Annotated in this window: 20 protein-coding genes; 9 read left to right on the plus strand and 11 right to left on the minus strand. The window is 62.2% G+C overall.

What is annotated here, in order from left to right:
* Positions 1-45: 45 nt before the first annotated feature.
* Positions 46-858 carry a hypothetical protein gene (locus NH195_RS05175; protein ID WP_066704138.1) on the minus strand — a complete coding sequence of 271 codons (813 nt, stop codon included), beginning with the start codon at positions 856-858 and terminating at the stop codon, positions 46-48.
* A gap of 63 nt (positions 859-921) precedes the next feature.
* On the opposite strand from NH195_RS05175, the gene NH195_RS05180 reads away from it, so the two are divergent.
* Positions 922-1,572, plus strand: coding sequence for a DNA alkylation repair protein (locus NH195_RS05180; protein ID WP_066704140.1), 651 nt, complete (start codon positions 922-924; stop codon positions 1,570-1,572).
* A 41-nt stretch (positions 1,573-1,613) separates the two neighbouring features.
* Positions 1,614-2,627, plus strand: a complete 1,014-nt coding sequence (gene moaA, locus NH195_RS05185) for a GTP 3',8-cyclase MoaA (protein ID WP_066704143.1) — start codon at positions 1,614-1,616, stop codon at positions 2,625-2,627.
* Between the two features lie 138 nt (positions 2,628-2,765).
* On the opposite strand, the gene NH195_RS05190 is transcribed toward moaA, so the two are convergent.
* A complete protein-coding gene (locus tag NH195_RS05190) occupies positions 2,766-3,929 on the minus strand; it encodes a M20 aminoacylase family protein (protein WP_066704146.1) in 1,164 nt (387 codons plus the stop codon).
* 341 nt (positions 3,930-4,270) lie between these two features.
* Between NH195_RS05190 and NH195_RS05195 the strand changes: the two genes are divergently transcribed.
* From NH195_RS05195 to NH195_RS05220, 6 genes are all read left to right on the plus strand, one after another.
* Positions 4,271-5,317, plus strand: coding sequence for an ABC transporter ATP-binding protein (locus NH195_RS05195; protein ID WP_066704157.1), 1,047 nt, complete (start codon positions 4,271-4,273; stop codon positions 5,315-5,317).
* Positions 5,307-6,320 carry an ABC transporter ATP-binding protein gene (locus NH195_RS05200; protein ID WP_066704159.1) on the plus strand — a complete coding sequence of 338 codons (1,014 nt, stop codon included), beginning with the start codon at positions 5,307-5,309 and terminating at the stop codon, positions 6,318-6,320. Before NH195_RS05195 ends, NH195_RS05200 begins: the two co-directional genes overlap by 11 nt.
* Before the next feature lie 45 nt (positions 6,321-6,365).
* Complete coding sequence (locus NH195_RS05205) at positions 6,366-8,078, plus strand: peptide ABC transporter substrate-binding protein (RefSeq protein WP_066704161.1); 1,713 nt, start codon at positions 6,366-6,368, stop codon at positions 8,076-8,078.
* Between the two features lie 80 nt (positions 8,079-8,158).
* Positions 8,159-9,166: an ABC transporter permease gene (locus NH195_RS05210; protein ID WP_066704164.1), complete on the plus strand. Its 1,008-nt coding sequence runs from the start codon at positions 8,159-8,161 to the stop codon at positions 9,164-9,166.
* 12 nt (positions 9,167-9,178) lie between these two features.
* Complete coding sequence (locus NH195_RS05215) at positions 9,179-10,096, plus strand: ABC transporter permease (RefSeq protein ID WP_066704167.1); 918 nt, start codon at positions 9,179-9,181, stop codon at positions 10,094-10,096.
* Between the two features lie 231 nt (positions 10,097-10,327).
* Positions 10,328-11,392, plus strand: a complete 1,065-nt coding sequence (locus tag NH195_RS05220; protein ID WP_066704168.1) for a YeeE/YedE family protein — start codon at positions 10,328-10,330, stop codon at positions 11,390-11,392.
* On the opposite strand, the gene NH195_RS05225 is transcribed toward NH195_RS05220, so the two are convergent.
* The 7 genes from NH195_RS05225 to NH195_RS05255 form a co-directional block, all read right to left on the minus strand.
* Complete coding sequence (locus NH195_RS05225) at positions 11,325-12,611, minus strand: DUF3422 family protein (protein WP_066704169.1); 1,287 nt, start codon at positions 12,609-12,611, stop codon at positions 11,325-11,327. The genes NH195_RS05220 and NH195_RS05225 overlap by 68 nt on opposite strands.
* 120 nt (positions 12,612-12,731) lie before the next feature.
* Positions 12,732-13,919, minus strand: a complete 1,188-nt coding sequence (locus tag NH195_RS05230) for an amidohydrolase (RefSeq protein WP_066704172.1) — start codon at positions 13,917-13,919, stop codon at positions 12,732-12,734.
* A 74-nt stretch (positions 13,920-13,993) separates the two neighbouring features.
* Entirely contained in the window at positions 13,994-14,362 is a 369-nt protein-coding gene (locus NH195_RS05235; RefSeq protein WP_066704177.1) for a carboxymuconolactone decarboxylase family protein, read from the minus strand.
* Positions 14,355-14,726: a MerR family transcriptional regulator gene (locus tag NH195_RS05240; RefSeq protein WP_066704179.1), complete on the minus strand. Its 372-nt coding sequence runs from the start codon at positions 14,724-14,726 to the stop codon at positions 14,355-14,357. The genes NH195_RS05235 and NH195_RS05240 overlap by 8 nt, the downstream gene beginning before the upstream one ends.
* A 175-nt stretch (positions 14,727-14,901) precedes the next feature.
* A complete protein-coding gene (locus tag NH195_RS05245; protein WP_066704182.1) occupies positions 14,902-16,335 on the minus strand; it encodes an NAD(P)(+) transhydrogenase (Re/Si-specific) subunit beta in 1,434 nt (477 codons plus the stop codon).
* Between the two features lie 12 nt (positions 16,336-16,347).
* Entirely contained in the window at positions 16,348-17,919 is a 1,572-nt protein-coding gene (locus NH195_RS05250) for a Re/Si-specific NAD(P)(+) transhydrogenase subunit alpha (RefSeq protein ID WP_066704183.1), read from the minus strand.
* A 110-nt stretch (positions 17,920-18,029) separates the two neighbouring features.
* A complete protein-coding gene (locus tag NH195_RS05255) occupies positions 18,030-18,473 on the minus strand; it encodes a methyltransferase family protein (RefSeq protein ID WP_066704184.1) in 444 nt (147 codons plus the stop codon).
* A gap of 75 nt (positions 18,474-18,548) precedes the next feature.
* On the opposite strand from NH195_RS05255, the gene NH195_RS05260 reads away from it, so the two are divergent.
* A complete protein-coding gene (locus NH195_RS05260; protein ID WP_157779782.1) occupies positions 18,549-19,043 on the plus strand; it encodes a GNAT family N-acetyltransferase in 495 nt (164 codons plus the stop codon).
* Between the two features lie 12 nt (positions 19,044-19,055).
* Here the strand turns inward: NH195_RS05260 and NH195_RS05265 are convergent, their stop codons facing one another.
* Positions 19,056-19,832: a gamma-glutamyl-gamma-aminobutyrate hydrolase family protein gene (locus NH195_RS05265; RefSeq protein WP_066704187.1), complete on the minus strand. Its 777-nt coding sequence runs from the start codon at positions 19,830-19,832 to the stop codon at positions 19,056-19,058.
* Positions 19,833-19,926: 94 nt separating this feature from the next.
* Entirely contained in the window at positions 19,927-20,508 is a 582-nt protein-coding gene (locus tag NH195_RS05270) for a helix-turn-helix domain-containing protein (RefSeq protein WP_066704189.1), read from the minus strand.
* Between the last annotated feature and the right edge of the window lie 5 nt (positions 20,509-20,513).

The following is a 20,513-nucleotide window of genomic DNA, read 5'->3' on the forward strand; positions in this document are numbered from 1 at the left end:
GGCGGTTTCGACGTGGATTCCATAGAAAGTGCCTGAGAGCGGCGATCAGACGCCGAGTTTCGCCTTGGCGTAGTCGAGCATCTCGGGCGTGACGTCATCCGCGGTGATCGGAGCATTGCCCGTGGCATTGGCCGCAGACACGATCGCATCGACCAGAGCATCGTCCGAGACAGCCGCTTCGGCCTCCGCCAGATCGTCGACCGCCGCATCGAGGACGGCCTTGTCCGCCAGCGCCTGATCCAACTCGGCCTTGGCCTTTTCGACAGCCGCGAGCTGATCGAGATAGTCCTGATACCCCGGCTCGCCTTCCGCCACCGGATTCGCCGCCAGATCGGCGCTCAACTGGTCGATTTCCGACGCCCAACCAGCCGGATCGGAGGACAGGCCCAGCGCCGCCGCAGAGGCCGCCAGATCGTCATAACTGTCGGCATAGGCCGATCCAGCCGCTTCTGCGGCGCCCTGTGCGTCGTCATAGGCCGCAACCGCACCCAGGAAATCCTTGATCGGCGCCATTTTCGGATCGGAAGAATTCATGATACCATTCGGGTTGCGCCCGAGCGAATTCAACGACTTAAGCGCCGCAGCAAGCGGTTTGCCTCCCGGATTCCCGGCGTTGGCGGAATTGCCGCGCGTGCCGGCCGCAGCCGCATTGGCCGAATTCCCCCCGGCATTGCCAGCGTTCGAGGAGTTGCCGCGATTGCCCGAATTGCCGGAGTTCCCACCGTTTCCGGAATTTCCACCATTGGCATTGGCACTGCGCGCCTCTGCGGTGTTCAGCCCCGTAAAATCGGAGGTCACGACGGGCAGTGCATAGGCGAAAGCGGAGGCGGTCAGCAGAAGCTTGACGAGGTTTTTCATTGTTCCTGTGGCTCACTTGTGATTTTGGCTGAGGTAGCGTTACGACAACATAAGGGCAAAAAAATGTCGATCACCGCAGAAATGGCCATGGAAACCCTGCGTCTGTCCGCCGACCCCGACAAGGCATCGGTCCTCAACAGCCGTTCCGGCACGTCGGACGCCTTGGGCGTCCCGCCTCAGACGCTCGAGGATTTGGCCCGGACCTGGCGGCAGGACACGCCCTTCCCCGAGCGGCTCGAACTGGCGCGCGCACTTTGGGGCCAACCGGTCTTCGAAGCCCGCCTGATGGCCGCGAAACTGCTCACCCAGGCCCGGATTGCCGAAGATGCCGCCATCTGGGATCAGATTTGCGCCTGGATTTCAGAGGCCGAGAGCTGGGCCGAGCTGGATGCGCTTGCGGGGGCCGGCGCGCGTCGGATCGTCACCGATCTCACGCGGATGGGCACCGTCCATGATCTGGCCAAATCAGAGCGTGCGCTCGACCGTCGCGCGGCCCTCGGCCTGTCCTTGCCCCTCGCGAAGCTGGCGCATCCGACAGAGGAAGAGCTCGGCGCCATCGACGATGTGCTATATTGGCTGACCTATGCACTTCAGGACCCGGACAAGGACGTCTCGCGCATGGCCGACAGTTGGCTCAAGAGCCTCGGCAAACATGACCGCAAACGTGCGGGCATGGTCCGGCGCGTCGTCCAGTCCCGCACGACCAGCGACTGAATCGCTTGGCAGCCCTGCCTATGCGCCCTAGATTACCCGTCATGTCCAATGCACCCCGCCTCATCGACCCGTTTGCCCGTGCGATTACCTATCTTCGGGTGTCTGTGACGGATCGTTGCGATTTCCGCTGTGTCTATTGCATGGCGGAGCACATGACATTTCTGCCGAAAAAGGAATTGCTGACGCTCGAAGAGTTGGACCGCATGTGTTCCACCTTCATCGGACTCGGCGTCGAGAAACTGCGGATCACCGGCGGCGAACCCCTCGTGCGGCGCGGGATCATGACGTTCTTTGACGCCATGTCGCGACACCTCGACAGCGGCGCTCTGAAGGAGCTGACGGTCACCACCAACGGCTCGCAACTCGACCGTTTTGCCTCCGATCTCTATGCCGCCGGCGTGCGCCGGATCAATGTCTCGCTCGACACCCTGGATGCGGCAAAATTCCAACGCGTGACACGCTGGGGCCGCCTGGAGCAGGTGCTGAGCGGCATCAACGCCGCGCGCAATGCTGGCCTCCGGGTCAAGATCAACACGGTCGCCCTCAAGGGCTTCAACGAGGACGAGTTGTTCGCCCTGACGGAGTGGTGCGCCCGCGAGGATATGGACCTGACCTTCATCGAGGTCATGCCGATGGGCGACCTGGGCAATGAGGACCGCGTCGGGCAATATTGGTCGCTCGACGATCTGCGCGCCGATCTGGCGACCCGCTACACGCTCACCGATCTGGCCGAGCGCACCGGAGGCCCAGCGCGCTATGTGCGGCTCAACGAGACCGGACAGAAGATCGGCTTCATCACGCCGCTGACCCATAATTTCTGCGAAAGCTGCAACCGTGTGCGGATGACCTGCACCGGCGATCTGTTCATGTGTTTAGGGCAGGAAGACAACGCCTCGCTGCGCGACATCATGCGCGCTCATCCCGAAGACGACGCGCCGCTGATCCGCGCCATCGAGGCCGCGATTGCCCGCAAACCCGAAGGCCATGATTTCGACTATTCGCGACAAAAGCCCGACGGTCAGGTGTCGCGACATATGTCGCACACGGGCGGGTAAGGCGCGCCCTCTCAGGCCGAATTTAAGGGGCTCTGCCCCCTCGCCTGCGGCTCACCCCCGGGATATTTTCAGACAAAAGAAACGAAAGGCGCCCCCAACCGGGAGCGCCTGTTTCCTTTGCTGATCCAAATACTCAGATCACGCCGCAGGCAGACGGCTTTCCACCATTTCCGCGTACCACGAACAACCCGCAGGCAGCGCCTCGTCGTTGAACATGTATTTCGGATGGTGCACCGGCGCGCCCGGACCGTTGCCGACGATGATATAGGCGCCCGGACGTTCCTCGAGCATATAGGCAAAATCCTCACCGCCCATCACCAGCGGATATTCCTCACAGCCGCCCGCCACCTTGGTCGCCGCCTCGATGGCATATTCGGTTTCCCGATCGTGGTTCACCATGACCGGATAACCGAGGTGATAATCGACCACCACATCCGCCCCGTAAGTGGCACCGACACCGGCACAAATCTCTTTCAGACGATCCTCCGCCTGCTTGCGCACTTCACCGTCCAGTGTCCGCACCGTGCCTTTCAGCATAACCTGCGCGGGCAGAACGTTATGCGCCTTGGACGACGACTCGACGGTGCAGACGGAGACCACCACCTGTTTCGTCGGGTCCACATTGCGCGAGGCGATGGTCTGGAGCGCAATCACCAGATGCGCCGCCGTCACCGTGCTGTCCACTGTCTCATGCGGTTTCGCGGCATGCCCGCCCTTGCCCTTCACATAGATCTCGAACTCGTCGGCGGCGGCAAAGAACGGCCCCGGACGGATCGCGAAGGTCCCAGCCGGCAGGTTCGGCCAGTTGTGCATGCCATAAACCTCGTCGATGCCGAACCGCTCCATCAACCCCTCTTCGCACATCACCCGGCCACCGCCGCCACCCTCTTCGGCAGGCTGGAAAATGACCACGGCCGTACCGTCGAAATTCCGGGTTTCGCAAAGGTATTTTGCCGCACCCAAAAGCATCGCCGTGTGCCCGTCATGGCCACAGGCATGCATCACACCCGGGGTTTTCGACGCATATTCGGCCCCGGTCTCCTCGAGGATCGGCAGCGCATCCATATCGGCCCGCAGACCCACGGTTCGGCCTTTGCTGTCCGTCTTGCCCTTGATCACGCCCACGACGCCGGTTTGTGCCATGCCTTCGACCACCTCGTCACAGCCGAATTCGCGCAGCAGATCCGCCACTTTCTTCGAGGTGCGCGGCAGATCGAATTGCAGTTCGGGATTCTCGTGGATGTCTCGTCGCCATGCGGTGATTTCGGGCAGCAATTCGGCGAGGCGGTTCTTGATCGGCATGTCGGTCTCCGGCGGAGTGGGATGAGGGTGGTCGTCATAAGTACCAGATCTCTGGCTCTCGTCACCCGACGCCTTGGGCGCAAACGAGGCAAGGTGCGTTTTGGCACACCCCCCTGATCGCGCCCCATATCGCGGGGCTGGCCCCAAGCGTGATCGCGCTTTGCACAGAGGTCAAGCAGATGTGCCTTACAATTTATCCATTGGTAAAAAAACTTGCACATTCGGGCACCTTGCCCCTTGCGCCCTCGAAAAGAGGTGATACCGTTTTGATCGTACCGACTTCGGACAAACCGGGGCGGAAATATAATAAAAAATAAAACCAACAGCTTGGGGGTCACCGCATGGCCGATGGGGCCACACCCGTACTCAATGTCCGGGACCTGAAAACCGTTTTCAAAACGCGGTCAGGGTCCGTTCATGCCGTCAATTCCGTTTCCTTTTCGCTCAACCCCGGTGAATTATTGGGCGTTGTCGGCGAATCCGGCTCCGGCAAGTCCGTGACCATGATGTCGCTGATCGGCCTGATCCCCTCGCCCCCCGCTGAGGTCTCAGGGGGAGGCATAGATTTTGGCGGCATCGACCTTTTGCAAGCCTCCGAGACCGAGCTGCGCGCCATTCGCGGTGCGCGCATCGGCTTTGTGTTTCAGGACCCGATGACCTCGCTCAATCCTGTGTTCACGGTCGGCTACCAGATCATGGAACCGCTGCGCAAACATATGAACATGTCCAAGGCGCAGGCCCGGGTTCGGGCCAAGGAGCTTCTGGAACTGGTCGGCATTCCGGACGCCGAGCGCCGCCTGAGCGATTACCCGCACCAGTTTTCCGGTGGCATGCGGCAACGGGTGATGATCGCCATCGCGCTGGCCTGTGACCCGGAAGTGCTGATCGCGGACGAACCGACCACGGCGCTCGACGTGACCATTCAGGCGCAAATTCTTGAGCTGATGCATGAGCTGCGCGCCAAGCTCGGCATGGCGGTGATCTGGATCACCCACGATCTGGGCGTGATCGCCGGGATCGCGGATAGGGTTCTGGTGATGTATGGCGGGCAGATCGTCGAACACGCCCCCGTGCGCGAGCTGTTCAAACATCCGCGCCATCCTTACACCCGCGCGCTCCTGAAAACCGTGCCCTCGGTGCGCGGCGAGCGAGCGGAGCGGCTTGAGGTGATCGAGGGCCAACCCCCGATCCTGCGCGCGGAACCGTCGAGCTGTTCCTTTGCCGCGCGCTGCCCCTTTGCCTTCGAACGCTGTCTTGCGGAAAATCCGCCGCGCTTTGACATCAGCCCCGGCCATGACGCCGCCTGCTTCTACGATTTCGAGAGCGGCGCGCCACGGGCCTCCGTGCAGGCCACCTCCGTCACCGAGGGAGCGATCCATGCTGGATGACACAAAATCAGACAAGATTCTGGTCGAGGTCCGGGATCTGAAAATGCATTTCCCGATCCATGCCGGCGTGTTGAAAAAGCGCGTGGGCGAGGTCAAGGCCGTCGATGGCATCGGCTTCGACATTTACGAGGGCGAGACGCTCGGGCTTGTGGGCGAGAGCGGCTGTGGCAAATCCACCGCCGGGCGCGCGATCCTGCGGCTCTACGACATCACCGAAGGGTCGATCAAAATCGACGGCCATGAGATCGGCGCAACGCCGCAGCCCGAGTTGCGCAAGATGCGCCCGACCATGCAGATGGTGTTTCAGGACCCGCAGGCCTCGCTCAATCCGCGCATGTCGGTGGCGGCGATCATCGGCGAGCCTCTGGACGAACACACCAAACTCGGCAAGGCAGAGAAGCGCGAAAAGGTGCTGTCCCTGATGGATGCCGTGGGGCTGAACCGCGATTTCGCCAACCGCTATCCGCATGAATTCTCCGGCGGTCAGCGCCAGAGGATCGGCATCGCCCGGGCGCTGGCGCTCAATCCGAAATTCATCGTCTGCGACGAACCGATCGCGGCACTCGATGTGTCGATTCAGGCGCAGGTGGTGAACCTGCTGGAGGATTTGCAGGAAGAATTCGGCCTGACCTACCTGTTCATCTCCCACGACCTGTCGATGGTGCGCCATATCGCGGACCGTGTGGCCGTCATGTATCTCGGGCGGATCGTCGAACTGGCCAGCCGCGAGACGCTGTTCGCCGATCCGAAACATCCCTATACGCAGGCGCTTCTGTCCGCCGTGCCCGAGCCCGATCCCTGGCTTGAGGAAAAGGTGGAGCGCATTCTGCTTGAGGGCGACGTTCCTTCGCCGTCGAACCCGCCGAAGGGCTGCAATTTCTGCACCCGCTGCCCGCAGGTCATGGAGATCTGCCGCGAGATCGACCCGCTGGGTCAGGAGATCGCCCCCGGTCATCAGGTGGCCTGCCACCTGTACAAGGACACCGAAGAGAGCGCCGCCTAAGGCGCCGGTTTCGAGGCCAAGAGCATCCAACAAGGAGAGGTTACAATGAAGATCAAGACTGCCCTGAAGGGCACCGTTCTGGGGGCCGTCACCGGGCTCGCCATGGCCCCGGCCGCGTTCGCGGAACGTGGCGCCGACGGCCATGTGAACATCATCTACTGGCAAGCGCCCTCGACCATGAACCCCTATCTGTCGGGCGGCACCAAGGAGCTCGAAGTCGGTTCCCTCGTGCTCGAACCGCTGGCGCGTTACGATGCCGAGGGCAATATGGTGCCCTTCCTCGCCGAAACCGTGCCGACCGTGGAAAACGGTGGTGTCTCCGAGGATCTGATGAATGTCACCTGGAAACTCAAGCCCGGCCTGCTCTGGTCCGATGGCAAGCCTCTGACCTCCGAGGATGTGCGCTTTACCTGGGAATACTGCACCTCCGAGGGCGGTGGCTGTTCCCAGTCCGAGAAATACAATGATGTCGCCGACGTGGAAATCGTCGACGATCTGACCGTGATCGTGCATTTCAGCGTGCCCAAGCCCTTCCCCTACGGGCCCTTCGTCGGCAACCAGGCCCCGATCATCCAGAAGGCGCAATTCGCCGACTGTACCGGTGAAGCCATGGCGTCCTGCACCGATCAGAACTTTGCACCGATCGGCACCGGCCCCTTCGTGGTGGACGAATTCAAGACCAACGACGTGGTTTCCATGTCCGCCAACCCGAACTACCGCGACCCGAACAAACCGGCCTTCGCGACCGCGACCGTCAAGGGCGGCGGCGATGCGGCGGCGGCGGGGCGTTCCGTGCTCGAGACCGGCGAATTCGATTACGCCTGGAACCTGCAACTCTCCCCCGAAGTGCTGGCCGACATGGAAAGCAAGGGCAAGGGCAAGCTCGTCTCCGCCTTCGGCACCCTCGTCGAGCGCATCATGGTGAACTACACCGATCCCGATCCGGCACTCGGTGACGAGCGCGCCACCGCGGCGCATCCGCACCCGATCCTGTCGGACAAAGCCGTGCGTCAGGCGCTGTCCATGGCGATCGACCGCGAGCTTCTGGTGGAAATCGGCTACGGTGCGGCGGGCAAGGTGACCTGCAACGTGCTGCCGGCCCCCGCGATCTACGCCTCCACCGCCAATGACGCCTGCATGGTGCAGGACATCGAAGGCGCGAAGGCACTGCTCGAAGCCGATGGCTGGATCATGGGCTCCGACGGCATCCGCGAGAAGGACGGCAAGAAACTGTCGCTGCTGTTCCAAAGCTCGACCAACGCCGTGCGTCAGGATTTCCAGGCGATCATCAAGCAATGGTGGAACGAGATCGGCGTCGAAGTCGAACTGCGCAACATCGACAGCTCCGTGTTCTTCGGTGGCGACGCGGGTTCCCCGGACACCTTCCAGAAGTTCTTTGCGGACGTGGAAATGTACGCCAACAACTTCGACGGCACCGACCCGGAAGCCTATATGGCCAACTGGGAATGCAAACAGGCGCCGCGCCCGGAAACCCAATGGCAGGGCAACAACATGCCGCGCTATTGCACCGAGGAATATGACGCCCTCGTGGCCGAAATGGCCAAGACCGGCGATCTGACCAAACGTGCCGAGCTGGCGAAAGCCATGAACGACATGCTGATGCAGGACTATGCGGTCATCCCGCTGGTCTATCGCGGTCGTGTCTCCGCCGCCTCCAATACGTTGGGCGGGGTCGAAATCAACGCATGGGATTCCGAACTCTGGAATGCCGCCGACTGGTATCGCATCAAAGAGTGATCTCTCTTCGGGCTCCCCTCCCCGCGTGGCGGGGCGCCCTTCTTTCCGACACGACAAAGACCTGAACCGAGGCGTCGCCCATGCTCCACTACACGATCCGTCGTTTACTTCTCGCCATCCCGACGCTTCTGTTCATCTCTCTGGTGATCTTCCTGCTCTTGGATCTCGCCCCCGGCGATCCGATGGCCTCCATCCCCCTCACCGTGCCGCCTGAGGTCAAGGAGCGCATGCGCGAGGCGCTGGGGCTTGGCGAACCGGTGCATATCCGCTTCCTGAACTGGCTCTACCAGTTCTTCATCGTCGAGCCGCAGGTCGCCTGGGACCACATCTTCGGCACGGATTTTTCCGAGGGCAAACAGCGCATCATCTCCTTCCAGTCCCGCTCGCCTGTGATGAGTGTCGTCGCCGAACGCATGCCGCAGACGCTTTGGGTCGTGGGCCTCTCCTATGTCTTCGCCACGCTCATCGCCGTGCCGATCGGGATCGTCTCCGCCTATCGGCAATATTCCTGGTTCGACCAACTCGGCACCTTCGTGTCGATGATCGGCTTCTCCATCCCCACCTTCTTCTCCGGTGTGCTTCTGATCGTGATCTTCTCCGTCACGCTGGGCTGGTTCCCCTCGATCTACGACACCACCCACAAGGTCACCGACTGGCCCTCTTTCCTCTTCCAGATCAAACAGATGGCCATGCCGGTCTTCGTCCTCACGCTCTATAATGCCGCGCAGGTCAGCCGCTTCATGCGCGCCTCCATGCTCGACAACCTCAATCAGGATTACGTCCGCACCGCCCGCGCCAAGGGCATGTCAGAGAAAGTCGTCGTCCTGCTGCATGTGCTGCGCAATTCGATGATCCCGGTGGTCACCGTGATCGCGCTCGGCGTGCCGTCCATCTTCGGCGGCGCGATCATCACCGAGCAGGTGTTTCAGGTGAACGGCCTCGGCCAGATGCTGATCACCGCGATCTACGCCTCCGACGCGCCGATGGTCCAGACACTGACCTTCATCTTCGCCGTGCTCATCGTTCTCTTCAACCTCATCGCGGACATCCTCTACGGCATTCTCGATCCGCGCATCCGCTACGATTAAGGGAGGTTGATCATGACCGACGCAACCGTGACCACCACCGTGAAACCCAAAGCCCCCCGCAATCAATGGTGGGACGTCTGGGACCAGTTCAAGACCCACAAGGGCGCCATGGCGGGGCTGATCTTCTTCGTCTTCATCGTCGCCGCCGTCTATCTCGGTCCGCTCGTGTGGACCGTCGACCCGACCTATATCGACTTCCGCGCCCGCAATCAGGGCCCCTCTCTGGCGCATCCTTTCGGCGCCGACCAGCTCGGGCGTGACATCCTCTCCCGGATGCTGGCGGGCGGACAGGTGTCGATCTCCGTCGGCCTCACCGCCATGATCCTGTCGCTGGTGCTCGGCACCTTCGTCGGTGTTCTGGCAGGCTACTGGAAGCGGCTCGACGGCCTTCTGATGCGTCTCACCGACCTGTTCCTCGCCCTGCCTCTGCTGCCACTTCTGATGGTGATCATCATGCTGTTCCGCGATCCGCTGCGGGCGCTACTTGGGCTTGAGGCCGGGATTTTCGCGCTGATCGTCTTCGTCATCGGCATCACAAGCTGGATGCAGACCGCGCGGATCGTGCGCGGCGATGTCTTGGCGCTCAAGGAACGCGAATATGTTCTGGCCGCCCGCTCGATCGGCACGCCCTCGCGCCGCGTGGTGCTGCGCCACATCCTACCGAACATCATGTCCCCGATCATGGTTTCCGCCACTCTGGGCATTGCCAATGCGATCATCACCGAGAGCGCGCTCTCCTTTCTGGGTCTCGGATTCCCGCCGGATTACCCAACCTGGGGGCGGCTGCTGTTCGATGCCAAGGACATGATTCAGCAATATCCCGAACGCGTCATCTGGCCGGGTCTGGCGATCTCGCTCACCGTTCTCGCCGTGAATTACATCGGCGACGGGCTACGCGACGCCTTGGACCCGCGCATTCGCGGTCGGTAATCAACGCCGATACGCCACACCGCAAAATAAAAACAACAAACGCGCCGCTCCCCCGGCGCGTTTTCCTTTGTTTGCCCATCCTGCGCCTCTCCCTCGACAGAGTTCCAAGCGCGCCCGCCATCGAAGAATATTCTTCCATCAGACGGCCTATTTACCCGCCTTCAAAAGATTGCATTCTGCCTCATCTGCATCCTATTCAGAACGAAATTCCACTTCTCAGAAAGAAGCGACATGTATGAGTCCCTCGGAATTGACCTCTCCCCGCGTCAGGCCTCGGTGATCCTTGGCCTTATAATCGGTGTGCTCTTCGGCGCGCTGGCCGAGGTCTCGCGCTTCTGTTTCCGCCGCGCCGTCGCCGGTCCGCGCTCTGAGCGTGGCGCCGCCGCAGGCGTCTGGCTCGCCGCCCTCGCGACCGCCGTGATCGGCACCCAAATCGCCGTGGCCAAGGGGCTGATCTCCTTTGCCGATCACCGCTTCCTCGCCCCCGATCTGCCCTGGCTTGCCGTCCTCACCGGCGGTCAGATGTTCGGCGCGGGCATGGTCCTGACTCGCGGCTGTGTCTCCCGCCTTACCGTGCTTTCCGGCTCCGGCAACCTCCGCGCGGCGCTCGTGCTCGTGGTCTTCGCCGTGGTGGCGCATGCGACGCTCAAAGGCGTTCTGGCCCCTCTCCGCACCGCGTTCGGCAGCGTCACGCTATCCCTTGGCAACGCCGCCCTCCCCGGCCCGGCCCTCCTCTGGACGGCCCTGATCGCCGGCACCGCCGCCCTTGTCGCATGGAAATATGCCGCCTCCGGGCGCGATCTGATCCTCGGCGCGCTGATCGGCCTTCTGGTCCCCGCCGCATGGGTCGGCACCGGCTTCGTCCTGTTCGACGATTTCGATCCAATCGCGATGGAGAGCCTGTCCTTCACCTCGCCCGCAGCCGAGACCCTGTTCTGGTCCGTCGCGGCCTCCTCCATTCCCGCAGGGTTTGGCACCGGCCTCATCGGCGGTGTCATTCTGGGGGCTCTCGCCTCGTCGCTGTTGTCTGACCGCTTCCGCTGGCAGAGTTTCGAGAGCCCCCGTCAAACCGGGCGTTACATGGCAGGTGCCGCGCTCATGGGCGTGGGCGGTGTGCTCGCGGGCGGTTGCACCGTCGGCGCAGGTCTTGCCGGTGTACCGAGCCTGTCGCTGGCCGCAACGCTGGCCCTCGTGTCCATCGCTCTGGGCGGCACGCTCGCCGCCCGGCTCATCCGAGATGATGCTTCTTTATCCGCCGCAGGCCAAGCCAGACCGCAAGGACAACCAGCGGCGTGAGCAGCGCCAGCGCCAGCTCCTTGGACAGCCCCAGCGGTTCGAGCACCGGATAGATCAGATAGCCCGCAAGGCTCACCGCATAATAGCTGATCGCCACCACCGACAGCCCCTCCACCGTCTCTTGCAGGCGGAGCTGAAGATCGGCACGCTTGTCCATGCTTGCCAGCAATTTCTGGTTCTGCGCCTGACGGCTCACATCCACCTTGGTTCTGAGCAGGTTCGCCGCCCGCGCCGTCCGTTCGGCAAGGTTCTCAAGCTGCGTCTTCGCCGCCGCCACCGTGCGCATCGCCGGATCGTACCGCCGCATCATGAATTCGCTGAACAATTGACGCGCTTGGAAGCGGCTCTCGCGCAGCACTTCGATCCTCTGGTTGACGATCGCCTCATAGGCCCCGGTCGCGCCAAAGCGGAAATTGGTGCGCGTCACGATGCCCTCGATCCGGGTCGACAGCCCGAGAATATCCTCAAGCATCTCCTCGGCGGGCACATCGCCCTTGGAGGTCAGCGTCGCCATCAGCTCCGCAAGTTCCTTTTCGATGTCCGCCAGTTCCCGCACCACTTTGCGCGCCTGCACCAGACCCAGCATCGACATCGCCTTGTAGGTCTCGATCTCGCAAAGCCGCTGCAGCACCCGTCCGATCCGGCGTTGTCCGCAATCCCCGACCGGGAAAATGGCAAAGCGCATATGCCCCGCCTCGTCGATGCGGAAATCCCCCGCAACCACCATCGCCCCGTCAAGGACGCGGGCGACGGCCAGGCTTTCGCGCTCGAACCACGCGTTGACCCGCTCGACAATGGCCTGATCCTCTTCCACCGTTTCGACCCGGATCAACGCCGAGGTGATCCGCTGCCCCGGCGCGGCATCGAGCCAGTCTTCCGGGAAAAGATCGAAGGTGTTCTTGTCAAAGGCCCGCTCTGCCACCCCCTCGGCGAAAATCGTGTAGGTCACGAATTCCGTGTGGCTTTCCCATTTCAGACGATATTTGCCCAGCGGCCCGATGTAATGCGTCGCCCCCGGCGCCGGATGCGCCGCCCCGTAGCGATCCAGAAGCGCCAGCAAATGCGCCCGGTCGAGATCCCGATCCCGCCGCGCCGCATCGCCCGCAGCCCGGATCGCCAGATAGGCGGCACGCGCATTGGTCGTCACTTCGGGGAAAGGACGGGCGTGCAGTTCATTGGCCAGTTCATAGCGGCGCGGGTGATCTTGCAAAGGGGCCATGGCAGTCTCTGAGAAATATTATGTCTCTCGCCTATAGCCTGCCCGCCCCACCCGAGGCAAATTAAAAATTCATTCCTTATCAGTCACTTATATGGATGCGATGGTATACCGCAGCCGATCTCATCCAAGTTCCTCGGCCACGACATTCATCCAGAAGGCCACACCGATGGGAATGAGATCGTCGTTGAAATCGAATTTCGGCGTATGGACAAAAGCCGCCCCTGGTCCGTCGCCATTGCCGATCGACACGTAAGCGCCGGGAATCTTTTCCAGATAATAGGCGAAATCCTCGCTGGCCCCGATCGCGGAGGCTTTGGTGTCGGTCAGTGCCACCCCGGCCCCCGCCGTATGGGCACGCCCGGCCACCGCCACCTCGTCCGCGCTGTTCACAAGCGGAGGATAGCCCCGGTCGATCTCCACCTTCGCCGTCACATTATTGGCCATGGCACATCCCTCGGCCAACCGCGTGAGTTCCGTCATCAGCGCCTCACGCACCTCGGGGCGGTAGCTCCGCGCCGTGCCAGCCACAAGCACCTTCGCCGGGATGATATTCGGACTTTGCCGTTCTCCCCCCGCGACATGACCGATGGAGATCACCGCCCAATCCGTCAGGTCCACCTTGCGCGAGACAATATTGCCGACAGCAGCCATGAACTGCCCCGCCGCCACGGTCGGGTCCGTCCCTTTGTGCGGCGAAGCGCCATGCCCCCCAGTGCCCTCGAACGTCACCTCCCAATCGTCGCAGGCCGACGTGTAGGGCCCGACCCGCGTGGTCATCCGCCCCAGCGGGTCCATCGGCCCGTTGTGGCCCCCGTAGATCGCATCGGTCGGAAACAGCTCGAACAAGCCGTCCTTGATCATCTCATTGGCCCCACCGCCGCCCTCTTCGGCCGGCTGAAACACGAAGCGCACCGTGCCCGCGAAATCCGGGTCGGCGGCGAGTTTTTCCGCAGCGGCCAAAAGCATGGTCGTATGCCCGTCATGGCCACAGGCATGCATCTTGCCCGGCACTTGCGAACTGTGAGGCACGCCCGTGTCCTCGGTGATATGGAGCGCGTCCATATCGGCCCTGAGCGCAATCGCCTTTTGCCCCGGACGCTTGCCCTTGAGCGTCCCCACGACGCCGGTCTTGCCAAGCCCCCGATGCACCTCGATCCCCAGCCCTTCGAGAAACTCCGCCACAATCGCGGAAGTCCGCACCTCTTCGAAAGAGGTCTCCGGATGGGCGTGAATATCGCGCCGGATCGCGGTCATCTTCTCGATGAACGCGGTATCCGCGGCAATCTCTTCGGGGGTCGTATGTTTCATGCTGGGGGCTCCTTTGGCCCGAGCATGGCAACTTGCGGCGCGGATGAAAAGCCCCGCCGCAAGCCCTTTTAGTCTCAGGCGGCAAACACCTCCTGCGCCGCGTTCAGCCCGTTGATCGCGGCGGGCATCCCGGCATAAAGCGCCATTTGCCAGATCACTTCCGCGATCTCCACCTCGCTCGCCCCCGCCGCCATGGCGTGTTCGATGTTGATCTTGAGCTGCGGCGCGGTGCCGCCGCCCAAGGCGGTCAGGGCGGCCACCGTGCACAACTGGCGGGTCTTCAAATCCACCCCTTCGCGGGCATATTGCCGCCCGTAAGCCCATTCGATCAGCGTTTCCGCCATGTCGGGCACGATCCCGTCGTAGCGCTCCGACAGGATGGTCTCCAGATCGGGGTTCAGTGTCTTGATGACCTCGCGGCCCTTTTGCAATGCGTCAGACATCGGTGCTTTCCTCTGCTTCAAGCTGTTCGTAAATCGCGACCTTGCGATCCATGAGGGCAAGCGTGTCCTGCATCAGCGCCAGCTTTGCGCGGACCACCTCGCGATGCGCCGCCAACATCTCGCGCCGCGCCGTATAGGTCGCCGCCCCCTGCCGTCTGCGTTCGGCGTAACGTACCCGCTCCGCCTGCGGCATGCCGGTGGCGTTCAGTTGGCCGAGAAAGGCGATCCATCCGATCACCTCCTCCGGGTAATCGCGCCGCCCCGCCCCGTCGCGCGGCGGCGGGTCGATCAGACCGATCTTCTCATAGAACCTGAGCGTATCAATGCTCAGCCCGGTGGCCTTCGAGACCGCAGAAATCTTCATCTTGCCCTCATGCATTCAAGGTCAAAACAGAGCCTAGGGGCTGGAGCATACTCCAGCTCAAGCGCTTTCCCCTACGCATTGCCGCAACCGCGCTGTGCGTTTCCTTTGTGCCCCAAATACTCAAAAGAAAAAGGGCGACCCTTGGGCCGCCCTCTCTGTCTTCTGTCTGTCCCGATCAGTCGATCTTCGGAAGCAACTCGCCGATGGAGTGTTTCGCATCGCCGTAATACATCCGCGTGTTGTCCTTGTAGAACAGCGGGTTCTCGATGCCCGAGTAGCCGGTGCCCTGACCGCGTTTCGACACGAAAACCTGTTTCGCCTTCCACACTTCGAGAACCGGCATTCCCGCGATGGGGGAGTTCGGATCTTCCTGTGCCGCCGGGTTCACGATGTCGTTCGAGCCGATCACGATCACCACGTCGGTGTCCGGGAAGTCCTCGTTGATCTCGTCCATCTCAAGCACGATGTCGTAGGGCACTTTCGCCTCGGCCAGAAGTACGTTCATGTGCCCCGGAAGACGACCCGCCACCGGGTGAATGGCGAAGCGGACGTTCTTGCCCTGCGCCCGCAGCTTGCGGGTCAGTTCGGCCACGTTCTGCTGCGCCTGCGCCACCGCCATGCCGTAGCCCGGCACGATGATGATGCTGTCGGCCTCGTTCAGAGCCGCCGCCACGCCGTCGACGTCGATCGCGACCTGTTCGCCCTCGACCTCCATCGCCGGACCCGTGGTGCCGCCGAAGCCGCCCAGAATGACCGAGATGAAGCTGCGGTTCATCGCCTTACACATGATGTAAGACAGGATCGCACCCGAAGACCCGACCAGCGCGCCGACCACGATCAGAAGATCGTTGCCCAGCGAGAAACCGATCGCCGCCGCGGCCCAGCCCGAGTAGGAGTTGAGCATGGAGACCACGACCGGCATGTCCGCGCCGCCGATGCCCATGATCAGGTGGTAGCCGATGAAGAAGGCCAGAAGCGTCATCAGAACCAGCGTCCAGCCGCCCGCACCGTTCATGTAGAGAAGCAGCAGGATGACGGAGAGGATCGCAGCACCTGCGTTCAGCGCATGACCTCCCGGCAGTTTGGTGGCTTTCGAGGTCAGCTTGCCCGCAAGCTTGCCAAAGGCCACCACGGAGCCGGTGAAGGTCACCGCCCCGATGAACACGCCAAGGAACAGTTCGACCTTGAGGATGTTCAGCTCCACCGGCGTCTTATGCGCCACAACTGCGGCAAAGCCTTCGAGCAGATGCTTTTGATCGGCGGTCATCGCGGCGATGCGCGCGGCTTCGATATGGGTGTTGAACCCCACGAAGACGGCAGCGAGCCCCACAAGGGAGTGCATCGCGGCAACAAGCTGCGGCATCTCGGTCATCTCGACCTTTTTCGCCACGTACCAACCGATGACGCCCCCCGCCGCGATCAGGATCGCGGAGAGCACCCAAAGGCCGGCACCCGGCCCGATCAGGGTCGCGAACACGGCCAGAGCCATGCCGACAATGCCGTACCAGACGGCGCGTTTCGCACTTTCCTGTCCCGAGAGACCGCCGAGCGCGAGAATGAAGAGAACGGCAGCGACCACATAGGCCGCAGTGGTAAATCCGTAGTCCATAATCTCTCTCCCTTACGATTTCTGGAACATGGCGAGCATGCGCCGCGTGACAAGGAAGCCGCCGAAGATGTTGATCCCGGCCATAAAGACCGAAAGCGCGGCGAGAAGGATCACAAGCCAGGAGCCGGAGCCGATCTGCATCAGCGCCCCCAGAATGATGATCGAGGAGATCGCGTTGGTCACCGCCATCAAGGGCGTGTGCAGCGAATGCGACACGTTCCAGATCACCTGGAAGCCGATGAAGACCGAGAGCACGAAGACGATGAAGTGCTGCATGAAGGAGGCAGGTGCCACAAGACCCACGCCCAGAAGCAGGATCGCCCCCACGGCGATCAGCGTCACCTGATTGCGGGTCTGTTTCTTGAACGCGGCCACTTCTGCGGCACGTTTTTCCTCCGGCGTCAGTTCCTTGACCTTTTCCTTCGGTTTCGCGGCAATCGCAGCCACTTTCGGCGGCGGCGGCGGGAAGGTGATCGCGTGATCATAGGTCACGGTCGCGCCGCGGATCACGTCGTCTTCCATGTTGTGCACGAGCTTGCCGTCTTTCTCCGGCGTCAGGTCGGTCATCATGTGACGGATGTTCGTCGCGTAAAGCGTCGAGGCCTGAGTCGCCATACGGGACGGGAAATCGGTATAGCCGATGATGGTCACGCCATTCTCGGTGACGATTTTCTCATCCTTGACTGTCAGCTTACAGTTGCCGCCTTTTTCCGCCGCAAGATCGACGATCACGGAGCCGGGCTTCATCGCGGCCACCATGTCCTCGGTCCACAATTCCGGCGCTTCGCGGTTCGGAATGAGGGCCGTGGTGATCACGATGTCCATCTCGGGGGCCAATTCGCGGAACTTGGCAAGCTGGGCTTCGCGGAACTCCGGGGAAGACACGGAGGCATAGCCACCGGTGGCCGCGCCGTCCTGCTGTTCTTCCTTGAAGTCCAGATAGACGAATTCGGCGCCCATGGATTCGACCTGTTCGGCCACTTCCGGCCGGACGTCGAACGCATAGGTGATCGCGCCCAGCGAGGTCGAGGTCCCGATGGCGGCAAGACCGGCCACACCGGCGCCGACGATCAGCACCTTGGCGGGCGGCACCTTGCCGGCGGCAGTCACCTGACCGGTGAAGAACCGGCCGAAGTTGTTGCCCGCCTCGATCACGGCGCGATAGCCCGCGATGTTCGCCATCGACGACAGCGCGTCCATCTTCTGCGCGCGCGAAATCCGCGGCACCATTTCCATGGCGATGACGTTCGCACCCGTCTCTTTCGCCTTTTCCATGCCCTCGGCATTGCCGCCCGGGTTGAAGAACGAAATGAGCGTCTGGCCTTCGCGCAGATAGCCCATCTCGGTCTCGTCCGGCTGACGCACCTTGGCGACGATGTCACAGGCATCCCAGAGCGCTTTCGCCCCCTCGATCACCTCGACACCGGCCTCTGCATAGACCTTGTCCGAGAACCCGGCGGCGGCACCCGCCCCGGCTTCGATTGCGCAGTCATAGCCAAGCTTTTGCAGTTGCTTGGCACTCTCAGGCGTCAACGCGACACGCGCCTCGCCCTCGAACACTTCCTTAGGAACACCGAATTTCACGTGTTGATCCTCTTTTTCCCCAGTCTTCAATCGCTGGCACCTTCCTTACCCAATCGCGGCAATGCAGCGCAACATTATTGCGCAAACATTACCGAAACTGTGACGGGAGGTCACAGCCAGCGCCGTGTCTTTTTCGCCCAGGTTTGAAACTCTTCCGAAAATTTCGTCCCGAGCCATGCTTCTTCCTCGGCTATGAACCGGCTCTGGATCACCGCCATGAAAACGGGAACAAAAACCACCCCTGCCGGGCTGCCGAACAGTAAAGCAAAGCCAGCAAGTGTAAAGGCATCGCCGAGGTAAATCGGGTTTCTTGTCAGGCGAAAGACCCCGTCGGTGACAATCTCGGAGGGAATGCGATGCGGCACCACGGTGGTATGATGCCGCCACATCGCGAAGGCCGCCAACGCCATGAGCCCCAGCCCGAGGGCGATCAGAACCCCGCCCAGAGCCTTCAGCCAGAGCGGCAGCGCAATTGTCAGGCCGACCTGCGCCAAAGCCCATGTCAGCCCGATGAAGCCCAGCAACCAGATCGGCGGATAATCGAGATATTTCATCGCAAACGCATCGCCTTTTTCGCACAGCCGTGAAAAGACCTACTGAACCGAAACCGTTCAGGCGAGGAAAATGTCGTGAAACTGCGCGCCACAAAGCTACGTCCCGTGCAAAGAAAAGATGCCGATGCCTGCTATGCGCTGTTTCATCGCACCATCCATGGCGGCACAGGCGCGTTCTACGCTGCGGAGCAACGCGCCGCCTGGGCCCCGCCCCGTGAGCATGCCCCTGAAAGCTGGCCCGACCGCCTGACCGAAGGCTATGCGATCTGCGCCACCCGATGGGGTCGGATCGTCGGCTTTTTCACCATGGGGCACGATGGTCATATCGACTTCGCCTATGTCGCGCTCGAAGAAATGGGTAAGGGCACCGCGCTCAAACTCTATGAGGCCTGCGAAGCGGAGGCCCGGCGCCTTGGGCTCACGCAGATGGACACCGAGGCGTCGCACCTGGCGCGCCGTTTTTTTGAAAAACGCGGCTGGCGCGTGGTGGCGCGCCAGACCGTGATCCGCCATACCGCGACGCACCAGTCGGTCGGGATCGAAAACTTCCGAATGGAAAAACGGCTGTAAACCCGCCGCGCCTTAGGCCTCTTCCGCCACCTTCTTGCGCCGCGCCTCGGCAAAGGCATGCACCGCCTTGCCGAACGCTTCGAACAGCGGGCGTGACACCGGATCTTCACCGGCGCGATATTCCGGGTGCCATTGCACCGCCAAAGTGAACCCCGGCGCATCTTTCACATAGATCGCCTCCGGCGTGCCATCCGGTGCATAGCCGTCGATCACGATGCGCGCGCCGGGTTTCTTGATCCCCTGACCATGGAGTGTGTTGGTCATCACCTCGTCCGCGCCCAAAAGCGCCTCGAACACCCCGCCTTTCGAAAACTTCACCGGGTGGCGCAGAGCGAATTTCTCCTCCAAAGTCCCCTCCGGCGGCATCCGGTGGTTCATCCGCCCGGGCAATTCGCGAATCTCCGGGTAAAGCGTGCCACCCATGGCGACATTGACCTCCTGAAACCCGCGGCAGATGCCGAAGATCGGTTGGCCTTTCTCGACGCAGGCCCGGATCAGCGGCAGGGTCACCGCATCGCGGCAGCGGTCGAACGCCCCATGCGCCGCGGTTTCCTCTTCGCCATATTCCTCCGGGTGCACATTCGGGCGCCCGCCGGTGAAGACGAACCCGTCACAGGCCGCCATCAGCTCCTCGACGGAGACAAACCCCGGATGCGGCGGGATCAGAAGCGGCATGCAGCCCGCCACATCGGACACCGCCTCGGCATTCATCCGCCCGCCGGTGAAGGCCGGGTAGCTGCCGTCCAGCAGGTTCGAATTGCCGATGATACCAACGATGGGTCTGGTCATAACGCCTCTGCATCCTTTTTTTCTTACTCTAAGGAGAATCGAAGCAGGAGAAAAGCCGCGCACATGTGTTCCCCTGCACAGGGGCGCTGCGCAATCATTTCGCCACCGCAACGATCACCCGCGCCGGGATTTCGCCCAAATTCTCATAGAAATGATCATGATCCGCCTCGAAACACATGGCGTCTTCGGGTCCGAGCGTGTGGCGTCGACCGTGAACGGTCAACCCCAGCCGACCTTCGAGCACAAACAAAAGCTCCATTCCCGGATGACGATGCGGCGCACTGGCCGGGCCGCCGGGCGGAAATTCCGCCGTGTAGGCCGAGAGCGGCGCATTGCGCACCGGGTAATCGAGGCTTTCGAACAGATGCGACAGCTTCTCGCCGATCTCGACCCGCATCGCGATCCGGTCGCTTTTCGGAACCACCGCGCAGACCGGCGCCTGAGCGGGATCGGCAAAGAAGTGATCCAGCCCGACGCCGAACACAAGCGCAATGCGCATGAGCGTCGGCAGGGTCGGCACCGCCTGCCCGCGCTCCAGCCGGGACAACATCCCGGCGGACAGGCCGGTATGCGCGCCGAGCTGGGTCAATCCGAGCCCCTTTTCCCGGCGCAACCGGTTGATCTTTTCCCCGATTCGATACTGTTCGAGGTTTTCCGTCAGTGTGTCGGACAGCATGCGCG

It is taken from the genome of Celeribacter ethanolicus, assembly GCF_001550095.1.
GTDB lineage: Bacteria > Pseudomonadota > Alphaproteobacteria > Rhodobacterales > Rhodobacteraceae > Celeribacter > Celeribacter ethanolicus.

Coding starts and splice junctions, on each gene's coding strand:
- NH195_RS05175 (WP_066704138.1), bottom strand. CDS start 858: ATGAAAAACCTCGTCAAGCTTCTGCTGACCGCCTCCGCTTTCGCCTAT.
- NH195_RS05180 (WP_066704140.1), top strand. CDS start 922: ATGTCGATCACCGCAGAAATGGCCATGGAAACCCTGCGTCTGTCCGCC.
- moaA (WP_066704143.1), top strand. CDS start 1,614: ATGTCCAATGCACCCCGCCTCATCGACCCGTTTGCCCGTGCGATTACC.
- NH195_RS05190 (WP_066704146.1), bottom strand. CDS start 3,929: ATGCCGATCAAGAACCGCCTCGCCGAATTGCTGCCCGAAATCACCGCA.
- NH195_RS05195 (WP_066704157.1), top strand. CDS start 4,271: ATGGCCGATGGGGCCACACCCGTACTCAATGTCCGGGACCTGAAAACC.
- NH195_RS05200 (WP_066704159.1), top strand. CDS start 5,307: ATGCTGGATGACACAAAATCAGACAAGATTCTGGTCGAGGTCCGGGAT.
- NH195_RS05205 (WP_066704161.1), top strand. CDS start 6,366: ATGAAGATCAAGACTGCCCTGAAGGGCACCGTTCTGGGGGCCGTCACC.
- NH195_RS05210 (WP_066704164.1), top strand. CDS start 8,159: ATGCTCCACTACACGATCCGTCGTTTACTTCTCGCCATCCCGACGCTT.
- NH195_RS05215 (WP_066704167.1), top strand. CDS start 9,179: ATGACCGACGCAACCGTGACCACCACCGTGAAACCCAAAGCCCCCCGC.
- NH195_RS05220 (WP_066704168.1), top strand. CDS start 10,328: ATGTATGAGTCCCTCGGAATTGACCTCTCCCCGCGTCAGGCCTCGGTG.
- NH195_RS05225 (WP_066704169.1), bottom strand. CDS start 12,611: ATGGCCCCTTTGCAAGATCACCCGCGCCGCTATGAACTGGCCAATGAA.
- NH195_RS05230 (WP_066704172.1), bottom strand. CDS start 13,919: ATGAAACATACGACCCCCGAAGAGATTGCCGCGGATACCGCGTTCATC.
- NH195_RS05235 (WP_066704177.1), bottom strand. CDS start 14,362: ATGTCTGACGCATTGCAAAAGGGCCGCGAGGTCATCAAGACACTGAAC.
- NH195_RS05240 (WP_066704179.1), bottom strand. CDS start 14,726: ATGAAGATTTCTGCGGTCTCGAAGGCCACCGGGCTGAGCATTGATACG.
- NH195_RS05245 (WP_066704182.1), bottom strand. CDS start 16,335: ATGGACTACGGATTTACCACTGCGGCCTATGTGGTCGCTGCCGTTCTC.
- NH195_RS05255 (WP_066704184.1), bottom strand. CDS start 18,473: ATGAAATATCTCGATTATCCGCCGATCTGGTTGCTGGGCTTCATCGGG.
- NH195_RS05265 (WP_066704187.1), bottom strand. CDS start 19,832: ATGACCAGACCCATCGTTGGTATCATCGGCAATTCGAACCTGCTGGAC.
- NH195_RS05270 (WP_066704189.1), bottom strand. CDS start 20,508: ATGCTGTCCGACACACTGACGGAAAACCTCGAACAGTATCGAATCGGG.